General features: G+C 53.6%; 19 protein-coding genes, 1 pseudogene and 1 riboswitch. Of the genes and pseudogenes, 6 read left to right on the top strand and 14 right to left on the bottom strand.

Features of this window, described 5'->3' with window-relative positions:
* Positions 1 to 81: 81 nt before the first annotated feature.
* The 3 genes from KI362_RS06330 to KI362_RS06320 are packed head-to-tail and all read right to left on the bottom strand — an operon-like array spanning position 82 to position 2,448.
* Positions 82 to 816, bottom strand: a complete 735-nt coding sequence (locus tag KI362_RS06330; protein WP_301625715.1) for an ABC transporter permease — start codon at positions 814 to 816, stop codon at positions 82 to 84.
* Between the two features lies 1 nt (position 817).
* A complete protein-coding gene (locus KI362_RS06325) occupies positions 818 to 1,531 on the bottom strand; it encodes an ABC transporter permease (protein ID WP_301625713.1) in 714 nt (237 codons plus the stop codon).
* Entirely contained in the window at positions 1,528 to 2,448 is a 921-nt protein-coding gene (locus tag KI362_RS06320) for an ABC transporter ATP-binding protein (RefSeq protein ID WP_301625710.1), read from the bottom strand. Before KI362_RS06320 ends, KI362_RS06325 begins: the two co-directional genes overlap by 4 nt.
* An 84-nt stretch (positions 2,449 to 2,532) precedes the next feature.
* Here KI362_RS06320 and KI362_RS25505 point away from each other — a divergent pair.
* From KI362_RS25505 to KI362_RS06305, 3 genes and pseudogenes are all read left to right on the top strand, one after another.
* A pseudogene (locus KI362_RS25505) lies at positions 2,533 to 2,761 on the top strand (IS200/IS605 family transposase); the annotation flags it as partial.
* 117 nt (positions 2,762 to 2,878) lie between these two features.
* The gene (locus KI362_RS06310; RefSeq protein WP_044480706.1) at positions 2,879 to 3,088 is read left to right on the top strand and encodes a hypothetical protein; all 210 of its coding nucleotides are present in this window, start codon (positions 2,879 to 2,881) and stop codon (positions 3,086 to 3,088) included.
* The gene (locus tag KI362_RS06305) at positions 3,054 to 3,446 is read left to right on the top strand and encodes a DUF488 domain-containing protein (RefSeq protein ID WP_301625805.1); all 393 of its coding nucleotides are present in this window, start codon (positions 3,054 to 3,056) and stop codon (positions 3,444 to 3,446) included. Before KI362_RS06310 ends, KI362_RS06305 begins: the two co-directional genes overlap by 35 nt.
* A gap of 180 nt (positions 3,447 to 3,626) precedes the next feature.
* On the opposite strand, the gene KI362_RS06300 is transcribed toward KI362_RS06305, so the two are convergent.
* The 9 genes from KI362_RS06300 to KI362_RS06260 form a co-directional block, all read right to left on the bottom strand.
* Complete coding sequence (locus KI362_RS06300) at positions 3,627 to 5,180, bottom strand: amidohydrolase (RefSeq protein WP_301625708.1); 1,554 nt, start codon at positions 5,178 to 5,180, stop codon at positions 3,627 to 3,629.
* A 2-nt stretch (positions 5,181 to 5,182) separates the two neighbouring features.
* A complete protein-coding gene (locus KI362_RS06295) occupies positions 5,183 to 5,758 on the bottom strand; it encodes a cysteine hydrolase family protein (protein ID WP_044480704.1) in 576 nt (191 codons plus the stop codon).
* 30 nt (positions 5,759 to 5,788) lie between these two features.
* The gene (locus tag KI362_RS06290) at positions 5,789 to 6,361 is read right to left on the bottom strand and encodes a cysteine hydrolase family protein (protein WP_044480703.1); all 573 of its coding nucleotides are present in this window, start codon (positions 6,359 to 6,361) and stop codon (positions 5,789 to 5,791) included.
* 102 nt (positions 6,362 to 6,463) lie between these two features.
* Positions 6,464 to 7,543: an ABC transporter substrate-binding protein gene (locus KI362_RS06285; protein ID WP_301625704.1), complete on the bottom strand. Its 1,080-nt coding sequence runs from the start codon at positions 7,541 to 7,543 to the stop codon at positions 6,464 to 6,466.
* Positions 7,544 to 7,595: 52 nt separating this feature from the next.
* Positions 7,596 to 8,969, bottom strand: coding sequence for an MATE family efflux transporter (locus KI362_RS06280; protein ID WP_301625702.1), 1,374 nt, complete (start codon positions 8,967 to 8,969; stop codon positions 7,596 to 7,598).
* Complete coding sequence (locus KI362_RS06275) at positions 8,956 to 9,759, bottom strand: ABC transporter ATP-binding protein (protein ID WP_044480699.1); 804 nt, start codon at positions 9,757 to 9,759, stop codon at positions 8,956 to 8,958. Before KI362_RS06275 ends, KI362_RS06280 begins: the two co-directional genes overlap by 14 nt.
* Positions 9,760 to 9,777: 18 nt before the next feature.
* Entirely contained in the window at positions 9,778 to 10,581 is an 804-nt protein-coding gene (locus KI362_RS06270) for an ABC transporter permease (protein WP_044480698.1), read from the bottom strand.
* A gap of 37 nt (positions 10,582 to 10,618) precedes the next feature.
* A complete protein-coding gene (locus KI362_RS06265; RefSeq protein WP_301625700.1) occupies positions 10,619 to 12,256 on the bottom strand; it encodes a PucR family transcriptional regulator in 1,638 nt (545 codons plus the stop codon).
* A 41-nt stretch (positions 12,257 to 12,297) separates the two neighbouring features.
* Positions 12,298 to 14,034, bottom strand: coding sequence for an allophanate hydrolase (locus tag KI362_RS06260; protein WP_301625699.1), 1,737 nt, complete (start codon positions 14,032 to 14,034; stop codon positions 12,298 to 12,300).
* A gap of 522 nt (positions 14,035 to 14,556) precedes the next feature.
* Positions 14,557 to 14,656: riboswitch (guanidine-I (ykkC/yxkD leader) on the top strand.
* Between the two features lie 99 nt (positions 14,657 to 14,755).
* Between KI362_RS06260 and KI362_RS06255 the strand changes: the two genes are divergently transcribed.
* From KI362_RS06255 to KI362_RS06245, 3 genes are read left to right on the top strand one after another with little or no spacing between them, the layout of a single operon-like run.
* Entirely contained in the window at positions 14,756 to 15,472 is a 717-nt protein-coding gene (locus KI362_RS06255) for an urea amidolyase associated protein UAAP1 (protein ID WP_301625697.1), read from the top strand.
* A 30-nt stretch (positions 15,473 to 15,502) separates the two neighbouring features.
* Positions 15,503 to 16,162, top strand: coding sequence for an urea amidolyase associated protein UAAP2 (locus KI362_RS06250; protein WP_301625695.1), 660 nt, complete (start codon positions 15,503 to 15,505; stop codon positions 16,160 to 16,162).
* A 36-nt stretch (positions 16,163 to 16,198) separates the two neighbouring features.
* Positions 16,199 to 16,432 carry a pyridoxamine 5'-phosphate oxidase family protein gene (locus tag KI362_RS06245; protein WP_301625693.1) on the top strand — a complete coding sequence of 78 codons (234 nt, stop codon included), beginning with the start codon at positions 16,199 to 16,201 and terminating at the stop codon, positions 16,430 to 16,432.
* Between the two features lie 66 nt (positions 16,433 to 16,498).
* On the opposite strand, the gene KI362_RS06240 is transcribed toward KI362_RS06245, so the two are convergent.
* Entirely contained in the window at positions 16,499 to 17,269 is a 771-nt protein-coding gene (locus KI362_RS06240) for a DUF4097 family beta strand repeat-containing protein (RefSeq protein WP_301625691.1), read from the bottom strand.
* Positions 17,270 to 17,920: a TetR/AcrR family transcriptional regulator gene (locus KI362_RS06235; protein WP_301625690.1), complete on the bottom strand. Its 651-nt coding sequence runs from the start codon at positions 17,918 to 17,920 to the stop codon at positions 17,270 to 17,272. It abuts the gene before it with no gap.
* Between the last annotated feature and the right edge of the window lie 254 nt (positions 17,921 to 18,174).

Genomic DNA, 18,174 nt, shown 5'->3' with positions numbered 1-18,174 from the left:
TAAAGGTCAAAAATGTCCGTTAGTGAGCAGGTTTTTCAGCGAAATCTTCCCATACAGCAAGCATCCATCCGCATACCATATTTAAATCTCTTTCCGACGAAAATAAATCAGCCCGGCGGCGAAGAAGAGCACGAAGCTGCCGACCACTGTGATCATCAAGCTCTCGATCGGCAGGTTGAAGGCGCCGAAGTTTCGCTCCTGATGGGGCATCATCGCCAGTACGGGCTGTGCCCACGGGTAGAACGGTCCGATCTTGGCCGAGTTAATGATCAGCATGCTGGAAATGGTCAATGACACATTCACGACAAGCGGAGCAGCGAAGCTGGCCCAGCTCAGTGACACGCCAAGCTGCAGGGCGACCAAAGGCAAGCAAGCCACCCAGCCGCCAAGCAGGTTCGTTAACAGCAATCCCCATGATACCGGAACGGTGACGTGCTGAATCCAGCCGGCCAAGAGGATTGCGCCCAGAAACATGATCTGGCAGAAGGCGAGCAGCAGGGCGGATGTGAGCAGCTTGCCCAAATAGACTGCCGTGCGCGATACCGGCAGCACCAGCAATTGCTTCCATCCGCCGCCGGTATGCTCATACCGGCATAGAAAGGCGGGAAGCAGCCCCGACAGTATGGGCAGGAACAGAAGCGCATGAAGCACGACCATGGAGCCCAGAATATAGGTCCAGGGGTTCCCGTCCTCAGGGATCTGTGTAAGGACGCCGATGGGAACCGAAATAATCGGGCTGGCCAGCAGGATCAACCAGATCCAGGACTTAGACATTTTCAGCCGTTCGGCGGACAATACGCGAAGCAGGCCTCCCATTTTAATCCACATCCTTTCTGTTAAAATGCAGCATACCCATAACCATAATTACAAGACCGCAGAGGATTCCTGCGCCGACGAACCACCAGGCATGAGGGCCGCTAAAGGCGTAAACCGGCCAGTTGAGCGGGAACCACTCCGGCAGCTGAAGCGTGAACGGCGAGATTACCGCGGCACCTACACCCAAAGTTACCGGCATCGACTGATTGCGGAAGGTGAGCGACAGCCATAGCTGCAAGGCCAGCATCGGCAGCACGGCTGCAAACGAAGCGAAGCCCATCCGCAGCAGATCCAGATAAGGCAGCTCAGTTCCGAAGCCGAGCAGCAGGCCAAGCAATGCCGTACCGATAGGCAGCAGCAGACAGGACACACAGAGGACCAGAAAGCATAGGGTGAATTTGGCGCTAAATACCGAAATCCGCGAAATCGGCAAGGCTAGCAGCTGCTTCCAGGAGCTCATCTGATGCTCAACGCCCGCTACCAGCGAGCTGACGAGCGTTACGCCGAGATAGAGTGAAATCGGAACGAAGAAGGAGATATTTTCGATCAATCCGCCCCATAAGTCATCCGCATACTGCTTCATTAAATAATCCAGCCGAAGACCGAAATTAAGAGCCTGCATGGCGACAAGTCCGATGGGGGCGATGAAGATCAGCAGCCAAATGCCCTTTTTGCGAATTTTGAGAAAATCAGCGGACAAAGCGCGGAGCATCATAGCCGGTCACCGCCCCCGATGACTTGCATGAAGATATCCTCCAGCGATTTCCGGTGCTCCTCGACCCGGTAAATATCATGACCGTTCTCAACGAGACGTTTAACCAGCAAAGGAACGTTCTTGTCTGTCATGCCCGGGAACACGAGCGCCCCCTCTTTCACGGTTCCGGCCACGCCCAGTCCAGTATCTCGAGCCAGCCACAGCGCTGCTTCGGGATCGGAGACAACCAGGGATATCTCGGACGAAGCCTGCTCTTTCAAATTCCGAATCGTATCCTGAAATACCATGCGTCCTTCGCGGATAATACCGACCCGCCCGGCCATTTGCTCCACTTCGCTAAGCAAGTGGCTGGAGACGAGCACGGTAATGCCGTATTGCTCCGGCATGCTCTTGATCAGCTCACGAATCTCATGGATCCCGGAAGGATCCAGCCCGTTGGTCGGCTCGTCCAGAATGAGCAACTCAGGGTTTGCAAGCAAAGATGCTGCGATGCCCAGCCGCTGCTTCATGCCCAGGGAGAAGCCCTTGACCGGGCGCCGTGACTCGCTGGTCAGCGAGACGATCTCCAGCACCTCGTCGATTCTGGATTTGGGCACGCTGAGAATACGGCGGATAGCTTCAAGATTATCCACAGCGCTCAGATGGCCGTAGTAGGAAGGATACTCAACCAGAGATCCGATTCGGCGCAAAATATCGAGCTTATGCTTGTTAAGCTCCTGTCCAAAGATCGAGATCCTGCCTGCCGTCGGCTGAATCAGTCCAAGCAGCATGCGGATGGTTGTTGTTTTCCCGGCCCCGTTCGGGCCAAGGAAGCCGTAGATATCACCTTTTGCAATATTCAGATCCAGTTGATCCACGGCGCTGCGGCCGCGGTATTTTTTCGTTAAACCCTTTGTTTCAATAATCCATTCACTCACGTAAAATCACCTCGATATTGATCATACCGAGGGAAGTTTAAAGGGAAGCTCTGGCCAAGTTTAAGTTTTGGTTAAATTATTGCTAGGAGCAAAAGTTCGCTCATGATCTTTGAGAAGCACGCCCAATTAAAGTATAAATACGGAAACCAGAGATTTTAGGCAGAAGGCTATTATGTGAGCACAGTGGGGTTGAATGAAGCCCCCCCGTAGCAAAGTCCATTTGTGGACAAGAGTCCCTGACCAAGCGGTGGATAAACGGAGTGTAAAAGAGTATGAAGATCCATTCAGCGAGAAAAGGAACAAAAAGAGGTGACAGTCAAGATTCTCGATCACACGGCAGGATGGGGTTTCTGTAGTAGGATAGATTATAAGCTATAGATTAAGACATTGAAATTGCCATCAACATCTATACAACAGGGAGGCCGAGGCGATGAAGATTGAAGCTGATTCCGCATACCCTTCCTTCAAAGTCACCGGAGATAGCGGGCTGTTTAGCTCGAATGTGCGCGTCCAGGATGAGGCGGCGGTGAGACGGCGCCCCAAGGAGCGGCACGATGCGAAATACAGAACGGGACTCCGTGAGCAAGGGGGCGTGGGCAGTGAATATGCTACGAGTGAAGCGTGTCTATACTCCGCCTGAGGATACTGATGGGATCAGGGTTCTGGTCGACCGTCTCTGGCCGCGGGGCTTAAGCAAGGAAGCAGCCCGGCTGAATGCCTGGCTGCGCGAGGTGGCCCCATCTCCAGAATTGCGCAAATGGTTTAACCATGAGCCGGACAAATTTGCGGTATTTGCCGAACGCTATGAAGCGGAGCTGACCAGGGAGCCAGCCGCGGGCGAAATGGCCCGGATCTGGCAGTGGGCGGAATCTGGCCGCCCTGTCACGCTGCTGTATGCAGCGAAGGATGAGCAGCATAACCATGCTGTGGTGTTGCAGGGAGCCCTGATGCGGTGGCGGACGGGCTCTGGCTCAGATGGAAGGGATTCTTCAAGGTAGGCCCTTCATCTGAGCTTTCTCTTACGGGCAGGCTTGTAAATATGAATGCCCGTGAGAAGTAGCAAAAACAGCAAGTGCCACGAGTAACGCCCCGGCACTTGCTGTTTTTGTTGTTGGTGGTGTCTGTGCTGGACCCGGAGGCCAGCCAGACAACGATATCGCATTCGCTGCGGTCATGGGTCATGCGCGCAATGAGGGATGTACCGGGGGAAGCACATCCCCCGGGATCGGGCAGGCATAGCCTTCGATGCCGCCCCGGCGGCGCAGCTCCTGCGTCGCCTCCAGCACGGCCGAGGGCTCTGCCATCAGGGCTGCTGCGGTGGCCGCCATAACCTTGGCGGCGTGCAGCATGCCCTTGTGGGCGGCGCTTGACCGCCCCTGGGCCACCATCTGCCACGAGTGGAACGGCGTGTCACGAGCGAAGCACACGGTCTCGAGCTGGGCTGTGGGAATGATCCAGCTCACGTCGGCCACATCGGTAGAGCCTAGCATGCTGCCTGCCTCCGGCTCGTAGGCATCCAGCGTCTCCGGCAAGGGCAGAGGGGAGGAGCCAGTCGTACCGCTGCCTTCATCAGGCTTCAGATCAGGAGCGGCCACGTCTTGAGCAGGGGAGATCTCGTCTTTATTCGTATCTGCAACAGGGGTGTTGATATTCCCCCCTTCGGGCTGTTCCGTCAGCGTAGCGGAGATAGCCGCGGCGTAACGTTGTTCTCTCTCTGTAAATGTGGGTACGCCAAGCTGCTCGAAGCAGTGCTGCATGATCTGTTCCAGCGTGATGTTCGGCATGAGATTGGAGCAGGCTTTCTCGAACTGAATCTGTACCTGTGTTCCGGTCATTAAGGCTGCCCCTTGAGCGATGTCGTTCATTCGGGCATAGACGGCCTTGACATCGCGAACTTCGGGAGCGCGAATGAGGTACACGACCTCCGCCGCGGCTTGGACGACATTGGGGGAGAAGCCGCCGGTGTTGGTCACGGCGTAATGGAAGCGGACGCTGGGCGGGACGTGCTCTCGCAGGTAGTTGGCGCCCACATTCATAAGCTCCACCGCGTCCAGCGCGCTGCGCCCCGTGTGCGGACTGGCTGCCGCGTGGGAGCTGCGCCCCTCAAAGCGGTAGCGCACCTGGTAGTTCGCCGCCGACGTCATGGACACGACGGCATTGCCGTAGCCCGGGTGCCAGGTCAAGGCGGCATCCACCCCGTCGAAGGCCCCTTCCCGCACGAGGAAGGTTTTGCCGGAGCCGCCTTCCTCGGCGGGACAACCATAGTACCTGACGGTACCGGGAAGCCCGGTCTCGGCCAGGTACTCCTTCAAGGCGATGGCGGCGGCAAGCGAGCCTGTCCCCAGCAGATGGTGGCCGCAGCCGTGGCCATTCCCATGATCATTGCCGCTGTCGTCTTGCAGCGGCTCCCGCCGAACCACTCCATCTCTCTGGCTCAGCCCAGGCAAGGCATCATATTCCCCTAGCAGGGCGATGACCGGACCATTACCCTGCCCAAATGAAGCCATAAAAGCGGTCGGCAGCCCGCCGATCCCGTGGCTGACATCAAAGCCCGCTTCCTCCAGCATACCGGCCAGGAGCCGGGCGGAGCCAAATTCCTCGAATTTGGTCTCTGCCAGCTCCCAGATACGGTCGCTTAGGGCGGTTAGCTGTGGGCTCAGCCGATCAATGCTGGCAGCTATTCGCTGTACGCGGGAGTCCTCCTCCTGGGAGGGATGAGCGCTTGCCATCATCGTTAGCGCGTTAGCGCCAGCACTTCTTCGGTCGTCATATTTGCCCCGGTTTGCAGATACTCCATGTTCAGCAGCGCCATATTGTGAGCCTGCCGGCTAGTGCCGATCACCGCATCGGATACGACATGGAAGTGATAATCATGCTGATGAGCGTCTACGGCTGTGAAGCGTACGCAGATATCGGTCATGCCGCCGATCAGGTACAGACGCTTGACGCCCAGGCAGCGCAGGAGCAGATCCAGGTCCGTGGCGAAGAACGCGCTATACCGGCGTTTTGTGATAATGTATTCACCTTCGATGGGAGCGGTCAGCGGATGGAATTCCTCGGCAGGCGTTCCTTCCAGACAGTGGACCTTCTCCACGCCGTCGAGCTCGCGACCGAAGTCGCTATGATCGGCACGGTGCAGCTCGCGAATCTGAATGACGGGCAGTCCCAGCTTGCGAAAATGACCGATGACCTTCGGCGAGTTGAGCATACACGTACCGCCTTCCATGATCGGAATAGCATCGCTTACCGTTACAAAATCATTCTGAATATCGATAACTAGCAACGCACTGTGTTCGGGAATTTGGGTCATGGGGAATCTCCTCCTTTTTTATACAAGCTCTTACTGGAACAAATCTTCGACAGAAATGATGGAGCCAGCCTGATGATACTCGATATTGTCCAGTGCTGCTTGGGCCACCTCGTCACTGCTTGGCGTGCCGCAGGCTTCCTTGAACACATGAACGTGATAGTTGTATTGGTGCGCATCTATAGCGGTGTAATGCACGCAAATATCGGTCATGCCGCCAACCAGGAACAGATGCTCAGCCTTCAGGCCGCGAAGCAGAATCTCCAGATCTGTCCCGAAAAAGGCACTATATCGGCGCTTATCCACCGTATATTCCCCTTCAATGGGAGCTGTAGGCTCATAGTAGGTCGCTTCGGGCGTGCCCTCCAGGCAGTGAATGTTCTCTGCGCCTTCCAATTCGCGGCCGTAATCGATCAGGTCCTTGCGGTGAATTTCCCGGATATGGACAATGGGCACGTCCCCGCGTTCACGGAAATATTCCGTCACACGCTCGACGTTCTTCAAGTACCGCTCCCGTTTGTCCGAATTGCCGCGAGGCTCCTTCGCCGGGTCTGAGTTCTGCACATCCACCAGAATGTACACGCTGTTTTCAGGAATCGTAATCATCAAAGCATCGCCTCCGTATTAGAAAATAGTAGAGTGTGCCGGACGGAGAGTCCCCGCCCGGTTCAAGTCTGTATTAAGGCATGCAGCGAAGTGGCTATGCTACTACCAGAGAATATCTGCTAATACAAGCTGCTTCACGTCAAAGGGTTCTTCAATAATTCCGATGGAATGATAGAATTCAACTACATCCTCCATTGTTCCGTACAACCAGCCGCCTTCATCCATGCCTTCATGGTTATCGGCCAGGGTATAGAGGTGAACGGTCGGGAACATTTCCTTGATTTCTGCGGCGCTCACTTGCAGATCATCTGCTGTCAATTCTGCGGCAGCGGACAGGTCGCTGTTGACGTATTGGGTCGCGTCTTCCACGGCCTTGAGGGTGTTTTGCAGCCAAGCTGGCTTCTCTTCGGCAGTCTTGGCGGAGACAACGATGACGTCGAGAATGGTGTTCTCCAAATCCGCGGTAGAGATGATGATGTTCCCTTTGCGGGAAGTGACGCCTTGCGACAAGTAAGGCTCAAACGTCGTAGCGGCATCGACACTACCGGCAACGAAGGCGGCTCCGCCTTTACCTGGACCCATGTCCACCAGATTGACATCATCGATAGTTAAGCCTACGGTATCCAGCGCCTTTGCCAACATATAGTGAGTCACTTCGCCGTATTGTGCGGACACGGTCTTGCCCTTCAGGTCAGACACCGTCTGAATGCTGGAGTCCGAGACGATTCCGTCTGCTCCGGTGGAGGAATTATGCAAATACACGATCTTGGGCAAGGTCGTGATGTCCGAGCCTTCTTCCATTAATGCATTAATAGATACGAGATAGGATTGCAGTGTGGTGAACGCAATGTCTACGTCCCCTGTCATGATGCTCATCAGCGGTGAGGTGGAGCCGAAGGCTCCGATTTCTACATCCACTCCGTTGGCAAGATCAAATTCCTTGTCGACAAGCGCGTATACGCCAATGCCTCCGATAAAGGGGGCATACGCCGTTTTGACTGGAACTGGAGCGGTCGAGGCTGTCTCATTTCCCCCGGCTCCTGCCGTGTTATTTCCATTTGCCGAGCCTGCTTGATTGGCTCCGCCGTTATTGCCGCAAGCAGCCAGTACGGATAGCATAGCCGTCAATAGCAGTAGTGTGACCCCTAGCTTCATCAACCCGCGTTTCTTTTGTTTCATCATGATTTCCCGCCTCCAATGCATTTTTTTGTATTTGATCAAAACCCGGCTTGGACTAGCTGACCAGGTTGCGAATCCATTTATTGCTCCGGATGCGAAGCCGGACGAGCACGTACTTGCATATGTCATCGATGATGACGAACAGGAAGACGATGCCGATCCCCAGGTCCAGAAAGTACCCCGTGAGGAAGGTTAGCGGCAGCGAAACGCACCACAAGGTGACGTTATCGATGATGAAGCACATCCTGGTGTCGCCCCCGGCCCGAAGCGTGCCCATAATGTGTACGAAGTTCATGCCTTTGATGGGCATAATGATCGCCAGGTAAATCAAGAGCAACGTAACCGTGCTTCGCACCTCTCCGGAGATGCCCTGATACATGCTTAGCAGCAGCGGTGAGCCGGCAATGAGCAGAATTCCGGTAAAAATACCGAATAATGCGGTATAAGCTTCCATGCGTTTCACGAGATAGGGTGCCTTGTCCTGCTTGCCTTCCCCGATGGTCTGCCCCAGGATGATGGCGGAGGCTTGTCCAGTACCGATAAAGAAGGCGATCAGCAGCTGCTCCAGCACCTTGGCAATCCCGACGGCAGCACCTACGGTGTAGCCCATATGGTAGAAGACCACGTTGTACAGGGCATAGCCGATGCTCCACACGGTTTCATTAATGATCACCGGGAAGGAGGTTCTGAAGAAGACAGCCAGGAACTCCTTGCGAGCAGCTAACAGATGGCGCAATCGGGGAGCGAACTCTCCGAACTTGCCATACAACATGGAGGCCATGATACTCATTTCAATCAGGCGTGCCACCACGATGGCGTAGGCGGCCCCTTGTACACCGAACTCAGGGAAGCCCAGCTTGCCGAAGATGAATCCGTAGCTAAGGATGACATCTACCAGAATGGTCAGTACCGTAACTCTCAGCGGGAAGCCGGGCCGGCCGATATTGCGGAACACCATCGTACAGGCCAGCGATATCCCGGTAGGCAGATAACTCAGGCATACAATCTGCAAATAGGGGGCAGCCATGGCAATGACTTCACTTTCTCGTGAGAAAATACCCACTACCTGCTGTGGCCAGAGGAGTCCAATCAAGGTGAACAGGAAGCTGACTGCAAGAATCAGCGCGAAGGCCAGTGCGGAGGCTACATTCAGATGCTGGCGGTCACCCTTACCGTAGAACTGAGAGACAAAAATAGTTGCCCCGCTGACAATCCCGACGATCATCAGATTAAGGATGAAGAAGACTTGTCCTGCCAGACTGGTGGCCGATACCGGAAGATCTCCAAGCTGCCCGACCATCAGCGAACTGAAGGTGTTCGTGATGCTGGTAATCATGCTCTGCAAGCCGATCGGCAGCGACAGCAGGAGGAAGCTCTTCAGGAAGGGGGCGTCCTGGCGAAAGGTGGAGATCAGACTAGTTGGCTGCATGGAGTTCCATTCCGAAATCTCCGGAGTGCAGCAGTCCGTGAATCTTTTTTCGAATTTGAATGAATTCCGGGGTATCCTTCAGCTCCAAATCGCGCTTGGCGGGTAGGTCGATGGGAATATCGGCGATGATCCGGCCCGGGCGCGCGCTCATGACATACACCCGCTGGGACAGGAATACGGCTTCCTCAATATCGTGGGTGATGAAGATCACGGTGTGCTTCTCCTTCTCCCACAGCTCCCGGAGTTGAAGCTGCATATTGCCCTTGGTGTCGGGGTCCAGAGCGCCGAAGGGTTCGTCCATTAACAGAACCTCCGGGTTGTTGGCCAGCGCCCGGGCGATGGCTACACGCTGCTTCATCCCCCCGGACAGCTCCTTGGGCAAGCGGTCGCGAAAATCGCTCAGACCCACAAGGCCCAGGTATTTCTCTACGATCTGATCGGCTTCGGTCTTGGGCAGGTTCTTGAGCTTGAGCCCGAAACGGATATTGTTCTCCACTGAAAGCCAGGGGAACAGGGTATATGCCTGAAAGACCATGCCGCGGTCGGCTCCCGGCCCGGTCATAATGCGGTCATCCAGCAGAATGTCTCCGGAGGTTGCCTCATCCAGTCCGGCAAAGATGCGCAGGAGCGTGGACTTGCCGCAACCGGAGGGACCTACCACGCAAATGAATTCATTGTCGGCAATGTCCATGTTGATGTCTTGGAGCGCGAACGTTTCCGAACGCTTGGAGCGGTAAATTTTGTTCAGTTGCTTACAGGAAATTTTCGGACCCATCGTGGCTTGCTGCATGGCTAAACCCCTCCTTATTTAAATATCCTCGGCCCAGTGGAACAGGCGCTTATTAATGATGGCGAAGATCCGGTCGAACAACAGCCCGAGCAGGCCGATGACGAAGATGCCGCCAAAGATGATATAGGTCTTCATGAATCGCTCGGCAATCATGATGCTGTAGCCCAGCCCCGAACTGGAAGCAAGCATCTCCGCCATAATCAGGTAGGTCCAGGCCCAGCCCATGACCATCCGCATCGTATCCATGACGCTGGGCATCATGGCCGGGATGATGACATTCTTGATGACTTGCCCCTGGGAAGCGCCCAGTGTGTAGGCGGTGTTGATCAGGTCAATCTGAATGCCCTTGACGATATCGGCAATCATGGCGGTCATGGAGAACACGGCGCCAACAACGATGATCGTGATTTTGGCGGTTTCACCGACCCCGGTCCATACCATAATCAGTGGAATCAAGGCGGATACCGGCAGGTAACGGAAGAACTCGATCAGCGGCTTCATAATGGCCCCTATGATCTTATAAGCTCCCGAGAGCAGCCCTAGGGGAACGCCGATGACTACGGCAATCAGGAAGCCCATGAGCACGCGGTAGCAACTGATGGCGATGTCTTCCCACAGGCTGCCATTGCTGAGCGCTTGCCCCAAATAGGAGAAGGTCGCCTGAGGCGTTGGCAGAAAGATGGGGTTAATGCCGGAGAAGTTGCTGCCCACGTACCAGAACGCGATGAGCAGCATAAAGGTGACGATCATAATGGTGTTGAACAGCCGCGGATGAATATCCCGCCGGATGCGGAACAGGCTGCGCCGAGTTCGTGGCTTCATGTTTTATTCCCCCTTTAGAATGGTCTTGCGGTTTGCGTTATTCCCCCATCTCATGAATTTTCATGACGATCTGGAGCGTTAAGCGAGCTTCCGGGTCGTCGAAGGAAATGCCGAGCAGGGATTTAATTTTATCGAGACGATAGACGACGGTGTTGTAATGGGTGTACATGGCCCCGGCTGTAAGCCGGATATTGCAGCCGTATTGAAAGTAGAGCTTCAAGGTCTGAACGAGGCTGGCATGATGTGCTTCATCATATTCCACCATGGGTTTCATATAGCGGTTCAGGAATTTATCGACGTTAGCATGCTTGGGAAGCAAGCTCAAAATGGCATAGATTCCAAGCTGCTCCCAAGTAATCACCCGGGAGTCTGTTCTGCTGACGCAGGAAGCGGTGAACAGGTTCTCGGTGTCAATATAGCCCTGATGCACATCCAGGGCGGAGCTGATCTCGCCAATGCATAGGGAGAAGGCGTCCGTGCCGCAAATTTGGGCCAGTTGCCTGATGAGCGGTTCGGCATTTTCCGGGGATAACCTGCCCTGATCCCGGTCCTTGGCTTGCGGGAGCAAGGCGACGATCTTGCCGCCAATTCCTGTATACAGCCCGCTGCCCGGGGCCAGACGGTTCAGTTCGGCAATCCAGGCGCTATCCGGAGCCGGCGGCGTATCAGTATGAAATTTAAGGATAGCTATGCGGTAATCGCTCGAAGATAGGGCTTCATAGCCGTATAGTCTGCCTTTGATGTCCAATTCTTCGGGTCCGGGTATGACTCCGGCCAGCCAGTCTTTCAGGAAATCATCGAAGTATTTGGCCTTGACCAGCTTATAGGTGTTCTCGCCGCTGATCCGGATATTCAGTAGCGGCAGGATGCGCGAGACCGTAGACAGCACCAGTCCGTCACAGGGGGCGTAGGCCTCGGCCAACAGCACCAGGATGGGGTCGCGCTCCGTTTCCCACAGGTTGAAGATGTGTAGCTGGATGCCTCCGTCCGGGACACCCTCATCTATGAAGTGAAGCTCGCTATGGCCCGGAGAGGAGCGTAAATCAAAGTTGCGCAGACGCTCCGGAAACGGCCGGAAGTAGGCTTCGTGCCTGGGCGAGGCAATCAATTGCCCGAAGGCGTCGAGAATGGCGAGCGGGTTGCCGACCATGTCCTCAATACGCTCAATAATCTGCGTCATATCGTGGCCATGGAGCATCAGCTCGGAGACTTGCTCAAGCCGATGCTGCAGCAGCATGACGGTTCTTGTCTCCAGCGAAATGACTCTCTCCATGACCTCGCGAACGACGTTGGAGAAGATGGTCGATTCGGGAAGCTCGAATAGCGGCAGTCCGCAGGCCTCGGCGCATTCGATAATCTGCCTGGGGACCTCGGTAATGAAGCGCTTGGGCTTAATGCCCAGCGCAGCTACGCCCCGGTCCACGAGCTTCGGAATAATCTCCAGGAACGCATCCATATTGTGGTGATGCGAGTACCCGGTAGTTAAGAGCAGTTCGCTCTCCTGAGCCCAATTCTCAATATCCGGAACCTCCATAATATTGACGCGGCTAATGGTGTTGTTCAGTCCTCTTTCTCCAGCCAGCATTCTCAAGCCCGGAAGAGAAGTCATTTGGAACAGATCGTTGCAGCGAAAAGAAAGTGCGGCTGATTCCAGGGAATGTTCGGTCTTGTCCATCGCGTTCGCTTCCTTCCTATATAGACTGAGTAAGAGCGTAGTTACCCTTTCACCGGGTTCTTGTCTCGTTCTTTGTGCTGCTCTGCAAGAGCCCAACCTCCGTAACGGGTGATGTCCTCGCTCTCTTGCTGGGCATAGGGCTCGCAGATGAAGCCGGTCACTTCCGCGCCGCTCTGAAGCTTCACCTTACCCAGTCCCAGCGGGGCCGGCACTTGGCGCAGCAGATCGCCTAGCCGATGCAGCGGAATGCTCCATATTTCCAGGTCAATTGAGCTTCCCGGCTCGGAGCGGATCAGGCCCGGCTTGGGAGGTAAGGTATTCAGTCGAATTAAGCGATAGCATGGCGCTGTCTGGTCGGTACGAACGAAGGAGGCACCGCAGTCCAGCAACTGCTTCTCTAACGGGAATCCGCGCATATGCAGTCCGCAGACGGCCAGTTCTACAGCCTCGGTGTTAAGGAAGGCGGCAGCGGCTCCTTTCAGGAAGTGATCCTGGCCGCGCAGGGAGAACATGGTGATGCCGAAGGGCAAATTCTCGTCTGCGAAGTCAGAAGGCAAAGCGATGGCACTAAGGTCCAGCAGGTTGCAATGATTGGTATAGCGTCCCATATCGCTGTTCGTGGATATTGGTGAGGCAGCAACCTGGGCTCGGGTGTAAGTTCCGCCACAGGTTGGCATCACCAGGATGGCATCCTGCATCAAGGCATCCGTCTGTGCTTTGTAGCCCCGCAACTGGTGTAGTGCGGTGAAGACGGAAGCCGCATCATATCCTCGCTCTTGGGAGGAACGCAAAATTTGCTCCGTGACCGGGAAAACCTGTCCCGGGTGCGTCTCCACAAAGCTGCCCAGATCAGCCCAGCGTTCGGCAATCCAGGGGCCGTCGTACAGAATGCTGGAGACTTGGCCGAAAATGCCGGTATCTACGTATTCAACCGGAATGCCTGATCGTTCCAGCCGTTGGACCGCGTGTTCCCATGCCTTACGGTAGGCCTCCCGGTAATCTCCGTAGAAGACTGGCGGCTCCTTCGGCAGCAGCAGCTTTCTCGGGGAATTGGCCGGGATAGTCAACGGAGGAGGCGGGCTCTGGCTTTGAGAGGAATCCCCCTGCTTACCACGAATGACGGAGTCGATCAGGTAAACGTCGTCCAGCGCCGAAGCGAATACCGTAACACAGTCCAGACTGGCACAAGCGGGAATGACGCCGTCTACCGGCCAATCGCCAATGGAAGCCTTGTAGCCAATCAGATTGTTAAGCGCGGCGGGCACACGGCCCGAACCAGCGGTGTCGGTTCCGAGGGAGAAGATGGCCTGCCCGCGGGCCACAGCCACCGCCGAGCCACTGCTGGAGCCGCCGCTAATCAGCTCAGGCTTCAGTGAGTTATGCGTTTCGCCGTAGGGGCTCCGCGTGCCCACAAGTCCGGTGGCGAACTGATCCAGGTTCGTCTTGCCTACCGGAATAGCACCGGCGGCAATCAGTCTGGCAACAGCTTCGGCACTTTTCTTCGGCTTGTAGGTATAGGAGGGACAAGCTGCCGTCGTAGGCAGGCCCTCCAGGTCAATGTTGTCTTTGACGGAGAAGGGAATCCCCCATAACGGATATTGCTCCGGGGTCTTCTCTGCCAATCGGTCGAGGTAAGGCTGAATAAAGGAAAGAGAAGGAGGGACAATCCAGATGTTCATGGCTTGGTCACGCTCTGCTCGTTCGATAATGGTATGGATCAGCTTTTGCGGCGTCATGGTTCCGTTCTGGTACATGACCTTTAATGTTGCGATAGTCATTTTCTCCAAGTGGCAACCCCTCTCTGTCAAAACCTATACATGGGTTTCTCAAACTGTAGTAGCAGCTCAATAATTTCAAGGAATGAACTAACCTTAAATGTAATGTATATGTTAGTTATTCCAAGATTACATTCCGTTCGTGTCATGTAATATAACATTAAAATTTATGATTCTAATTATCCTTCCGTTTGTCGAAAGCTGTCAAGATGCCGAAGAGGCTTGGATTTATTTTCATGAATGCTCACTAGAATGAGAGGGTATTCCTGTTCTATTTTTGTGAACTCTTCACAAAATGGAGGGCTGTTTATTGTGGATATGCTTGATAAATCAAAGGAATTTCTTTTAATAAGGGGCTGTGAACAAATGTTTATCTTCTATATAAAACGCTTTCAAATTGTGAAATAGTGTCGTGAAAATAGATAAAATGAAAGAAGGAAAAACTCCTTCTTTATTTTTCTGTTTGACAAGATCGAAAAATTGACGTTATATTATCTAACATAAAAGCTTCGACAACTGAATAACTTTGGAGTTTACTAGGGTTCCGTCTGGCAACAGAGTCTGGTCCGAGAGTAAACGGTCCCGCACGCCGGGGACTACACGGAAGGATAAAAACCTGGGAGATGTCGTAGAGTTGCGCCTATTAGGATGCGCCCTGAGATATCTCCTTCTGTTATATCTTCCAGACATCAGGCGAATACAAAGGGAACAGGAGTGAACGGCCATGAATATTCTCTGGAGCGAAACGATGCATCCGGGAGGCAAGTGGTCCGGTGTGATTGGTAAGGGAAAGCTGATCCGCCTGACAGCGATGGAAGAAGGGGCTAACGTGACGATGCTGCTATATCACGCCGCAGATTTGACGGAGCGGTACAATATGCCCGATACCTTGAAGGCGCAGCATACCGCCCATTTGACCAAGGGGCATGTGCTGATGAGCGACAATGGCCGGGCAATGGCCAGTATTGTTCAGGATGATCTGGGCTGGCATGACCCGCTTGGCGCTTATACGACACGGGGCTCGACGGACGAGAAGTACGGTGTCAGCCGCTATCAGGAGCAGCGTAATGATTGGCTGCGCAGCGGGCAGGAGAATTTGGCCGTAGAACTGACCCGCTGTGGTCTGGGCAACCGTGATTTGTCTCCCGCCATTAACTGGTTCTCCAAGGTCTACTGTGACGCGGAGGGCAATATGCATTTTGCCGAGGGTCATTGCAAGGCGGGACAAGTAGTTACACTACGTACGGAAATGGATATCTTGCTCGTTCTGTCTAATACACCGCATTTGCTTGATCCACGCAAGACGTATCCATCGGTTCCGGTGAAGCTGGAAGTGCTGCCGGCCTTGCCTGTTGATTCACAGGATTATTGTGTGAATTACCGTCCCGAGAATCGGCGGGCGTTCAACAATACCTGGAACTATTACGCGCTGCAAAGCTGAAATACACATACTTGAAGGAGGTTGAAGACGATGGTAAAGGCATTTAATCACGTGGAAAGCCCGAGATCTGCCGATACGGCGGTCTATGACCGGGTTGTTCCGGCCGGAGAGGGCTGGATGCATGAGTTGAAGCAGGGACAAGTGCTTCGTATTGTCGATATGGAGGGGAATCAGGCGGCCGATACGTTATTTTACGATGCGGACAACCCGGAGGATCACTATAGTGCCGTGCGGACGATTCATGAGCAGAACAACCTGTATTTGACCACGGGCTCCAGACTGCTGGCGGAATCCGGCAAAGAGCTGGTGAAGATCGTTGCCGACACCTGCGGCCGTCACGATACGGTGGGCGGGTCCTGTTCATCCCAAAGCAACACCGTCCGCTATGCCCATGAGAAGGGGTACATGCACAATTGCCGGGATACCTTCATGCTGGAATTGTCCAAGCATCCTGAAGGACATTTGTATAGCAAACGGGATTTATCGCCCAATATCAATTTCTTCATGAACGTGCCGGTTACTCCGGAGGGGGGCCTAACCTTCGAGGACGGCGTGTCGGCGCCGGAGCGTTATGTCGAGGTTCAGTCCAGCTGCCGGTCGATGGTACTGATCAGCAATTGTCCTCAATTGAACAATCCGTGCAACGCCTATAATCCGACGCCGATTCGTGTTTTGATCTGGAACGAGTAGCGCTGTCCCTTGCCGTCTTGCCTGGGAGGGAGCATCATGATGAACAATCAAGAGCATCGCGAGGCCGCGGAAACGGTCAGTCATTTGATTAAAGGGATTGAGATTGCCATGCTGATAACGGTGACGGAAGAGGGGCCTGTGTCGCGTCCCATGAAGATGCAAGAGGTTGAATTTGCTGAAAATCCCTTGTTCCCCGACAAGTCGGACACAGATAAGTATGGTCATTTGCAGCAGCATCCCGAAGTGAAAGCTAGAGCAGCACGCGATTGAACTTGAAGACTTCCGGGACGTTCTGCCAACAAGGACGTTTCGAGCGGGGGGCTTGCTGGTGGGTCTTTATGATTTGCGGAGAGTAAAGCTTCCGCCCCTGACTTCAGCGTGGTAAGTGCGTACACCATTGATATAGGTGCAGGTATCTTCTTTCTGAATGAGGGGGAAGTCACTATGAAGTCGGCCAGAACGTTTTTGGAATTGTAAAGTAAACCCGTCATTTTCCGGTAGGGCTACAGTCACGCTTGCACCTGTGGAGATAGAGTTGATCTGAGCGGGAGCTGTGGAAGAAGGAATCGTTACGTTGCTTCCCGTAGCTATTAAGTTTAAGGATGAAAACTGCCCGGCAAGTTTTATCTTGGAGGAGATGGCTCGCAGCTCCAGCTTGCCGATCTCTAGTTCATGCCCCGTGACATGGCTGCCTGTAGCATGAAGAATGAGCTCTTCCATATAGCCGGAAAGCCTCGCTTGACCGGATGTAGTGCTGTAATGGAGCTTCTTCGTATGCAGTTGTTGGGCCGTTACTTGCCCGCCTACATGACGGATGGATATCGAATGAAATTGCCTGCCCGGAAGCTGGATTTTTAAAATCGTTTTGCGCAGGTTGAAGCCAATGTTAACAAATGATTTGCGTCCATCCACAATAGACAGCATCTCTTTCCCCGCTTGCTGAAATTGAAAGAGCTTTTTCTCCGGGAATTTACGATCCGCCAACTGTGTAAGCACGATATGATCGCTATCACCAGGCTCGATATGGATGTCGCCTGTCAGCCAGTCCAGCATGATGTTAGTGGCTGTACAGGGAATAGGTTCCGTTTTTCGCACGATTAGTGACATTTATTGATAGCCCCCTATGCTTGCGTGATGCTCGGTCACTTTCTGGAGAAGTTGATCAGTGATAATATCGGCCCCCAAGCTTCTCATCATTTGCTGTAAAAATGTTAATCGTGATATCGTTTCAGCGCGATTCCGTCTAAATAGTGTCGGATTGATCCAGATATTGATGAGCAGCATAAATACCTCGGCGCACTCATAGGGGAATTCTGTCGTAATCGATCCATCCTCTTGGCCTTGAATCATAATTCCGGCAATGATCGGAGCATCCTTCTCCACCCCGTTCTTCATGCCAGTCAGGACAAACTGTGGATTTTTGATCTGATGACTTAGCACCTTATCCAGGGTATGGGCCTTCGGGTCAGCCAATACATTCTCCAGGATCTGAATGAGCTTTAATCTGGCATTGGGTGCTTCTGTGTTTACAATCAGGTGGTTGAGCATTTCGGCTGCATAGCTGAACTGTTGATCCATCACAGCCTCCAGGATCTCCTCCTTTGACTTGAAGTGATGATAAATTGCCCCCTTGGACATTCCCAAAGCATCGATAATATCCTGTATGCTTGTCTTCTCATAGCTCTTCTCTGTAAATAATTTCGCTGACACAGACAAAATTTGCTCCAGTGTCTGCTCGGGATGTTTGTTTCTGGCCATTATATTGCCCTCCCCTCTTTTAATACCGACCGTTGGTATCTATAATATTATGCGAGATTTATTTTTGTCAACAATCAAGTCGCAATCTGCTATAAAGCAGATGAGCGAATGCTTTTTGTGCGCAAATAGATATTTTTTTGCAGGAGGATATTAACCGATATGGTAAAATAATGATTGCTTACTTGTCTGATTAAATGTTATGGAGGCTCAGTATGAACCAAAATGAAATCTTGAGGCAGCCGGAAACTGAACAG

This window comes from Paenibacillus apis (genome assembly GCF_018333295.1).
In the GTDB taxonomy this organism is placed as follows: Bacteria; Bacillota; Bacilli; order Paenibacillales; family Paenibacillaceae; genus Fontibacillus; species Fontibacillus antibioticophila.
This window is presented reverse-complemented; position numbering and strand designations above follow the sequence as displayed.

Bases quoted from the DNA above. Each gene is read 5' to 3' on its own strand.
- KI362_RS06330 (WP_301625715.1), bottom strand. From the start codon at position 816: ATGGGAGGCCTGCTTCGCGTATTGTCCGCCGAACGGCTGAAAATGTCT.
- KI362_RS06325 (WP_301625713.1), bottom strand. From the start codon at position 1,531: ATGATGCTCCGCGCTTTGTCCGCTGATTTTCTCAAAATTCGCAAAAAG.
- KI362_RS06310 (WP_044480706.1), top strand. From the start codon at position 2,879: ATGAAGATTGAAGCTGATTCCGCATACCCTTCCTTCAAAGTCACCGGA.
- KI362_RS06305 (WP_301625805.1), top strand. From the start codon at position 3,054: ATGCTACGAGTGAAGCGTGTCTATACTCCGCCTGAGGATACTGATGGG.
- KI362_RS06300 (WP_301625708.1), bottom strand. From the start codon at position 5,180: ATGATGGCAAGCGCTCATCCCTCCCAGGAGGAGGACTCCCGCGTACAG.
- KI362_RS06295 (WP_044480704.1), bottom strand. From the start codon at position 5,758: ATGACCCAAATTCCCGAACACAGTGCGTTGCTAGTTATCGATATTCAG.
- KI362_RS06290 (WP_044480703.1), bottom strand. From the start codon at position 6,361: ATGATTACGATTCCTGAAAACAGCGTGTACATTCTGGTGGATGTGCAG.
- KI362_RS06285 (WP_301625704.1), bottom strand. From the start codon at position 7,543: ATGATGAAACAAAAGAAACGCGGGTTGATGAAGCTAGGGGTCACACTA.
- KI362_RS06280 (WP_301625702.1), bottom strand. From the start codon at position 8,969: ATGCAGCCAACTAGTCTGATCTCCACCTTTCGCCAGGACGCCCCCTTC.
- KI362_RS06275 (WP_044480699.1), bottom strand. From the start codon at position 9,759: ATGCAGCAAGCCACGATGGGTCCGAAAATTTCCTGTAAGCAACTGAAC.
- KI362_RS06270 (WP_044480698.1), bottom strand. From the start codon at position 10,581: ATGAAGCCACGAACTCGGCGCAGCCTGTTCCGCATCCGGCGGGATATT.
- KI362_RS06265 (WP_301625700.1), bottom strand. From the start codon at position 12,256: ATGGACAAGACCGAACATTCCCTGGAATCAGCCGCACTTTCTTTTCGC.
- KI362_RS06260 (WP_301625699.1), bottom strand. From the start codon at position 14,034: ATGACTATCGCAACATTAAAGGTCATGTACCAGAACGGAACCATGACG.
- KI362_RS06255 (WP_301625697.1), top strand. From the start codon at position 14,756: ATGAATATTCTCTGGAGCGAAACGATGCATCCGGGAGGCAAGTGGTCC.
- KI362_RS06250 (WP_301625695.1), top strand. From the start codon at position 15,503: ATGGTAAAGGCATTTAATCACGTGGAAAGCCCGAGATCTGCCGATACG.
- KI362_RS06245 (WP_301625693.1), top strand. From the start codon at position 16,199: ATGATGAACAATCAAGAGCATCGCGAGGCCGCGGAAACGGTCAGTCAT.
- KI362_RS06240 (WP_301625691.1), bottom strand. From the start codon at position 17,269: ATGTCACTAATCGTGCGAAAAACGGAACCTATTCCCTGTACAGCCACT.
- KI362_RS06235 (WP_301625690.1), bottom strand. From the start codon at position 17,920: ATGGCCAGAAACAAACATCCCGAGCAGACACTGGAGCAAATTTTGTCT.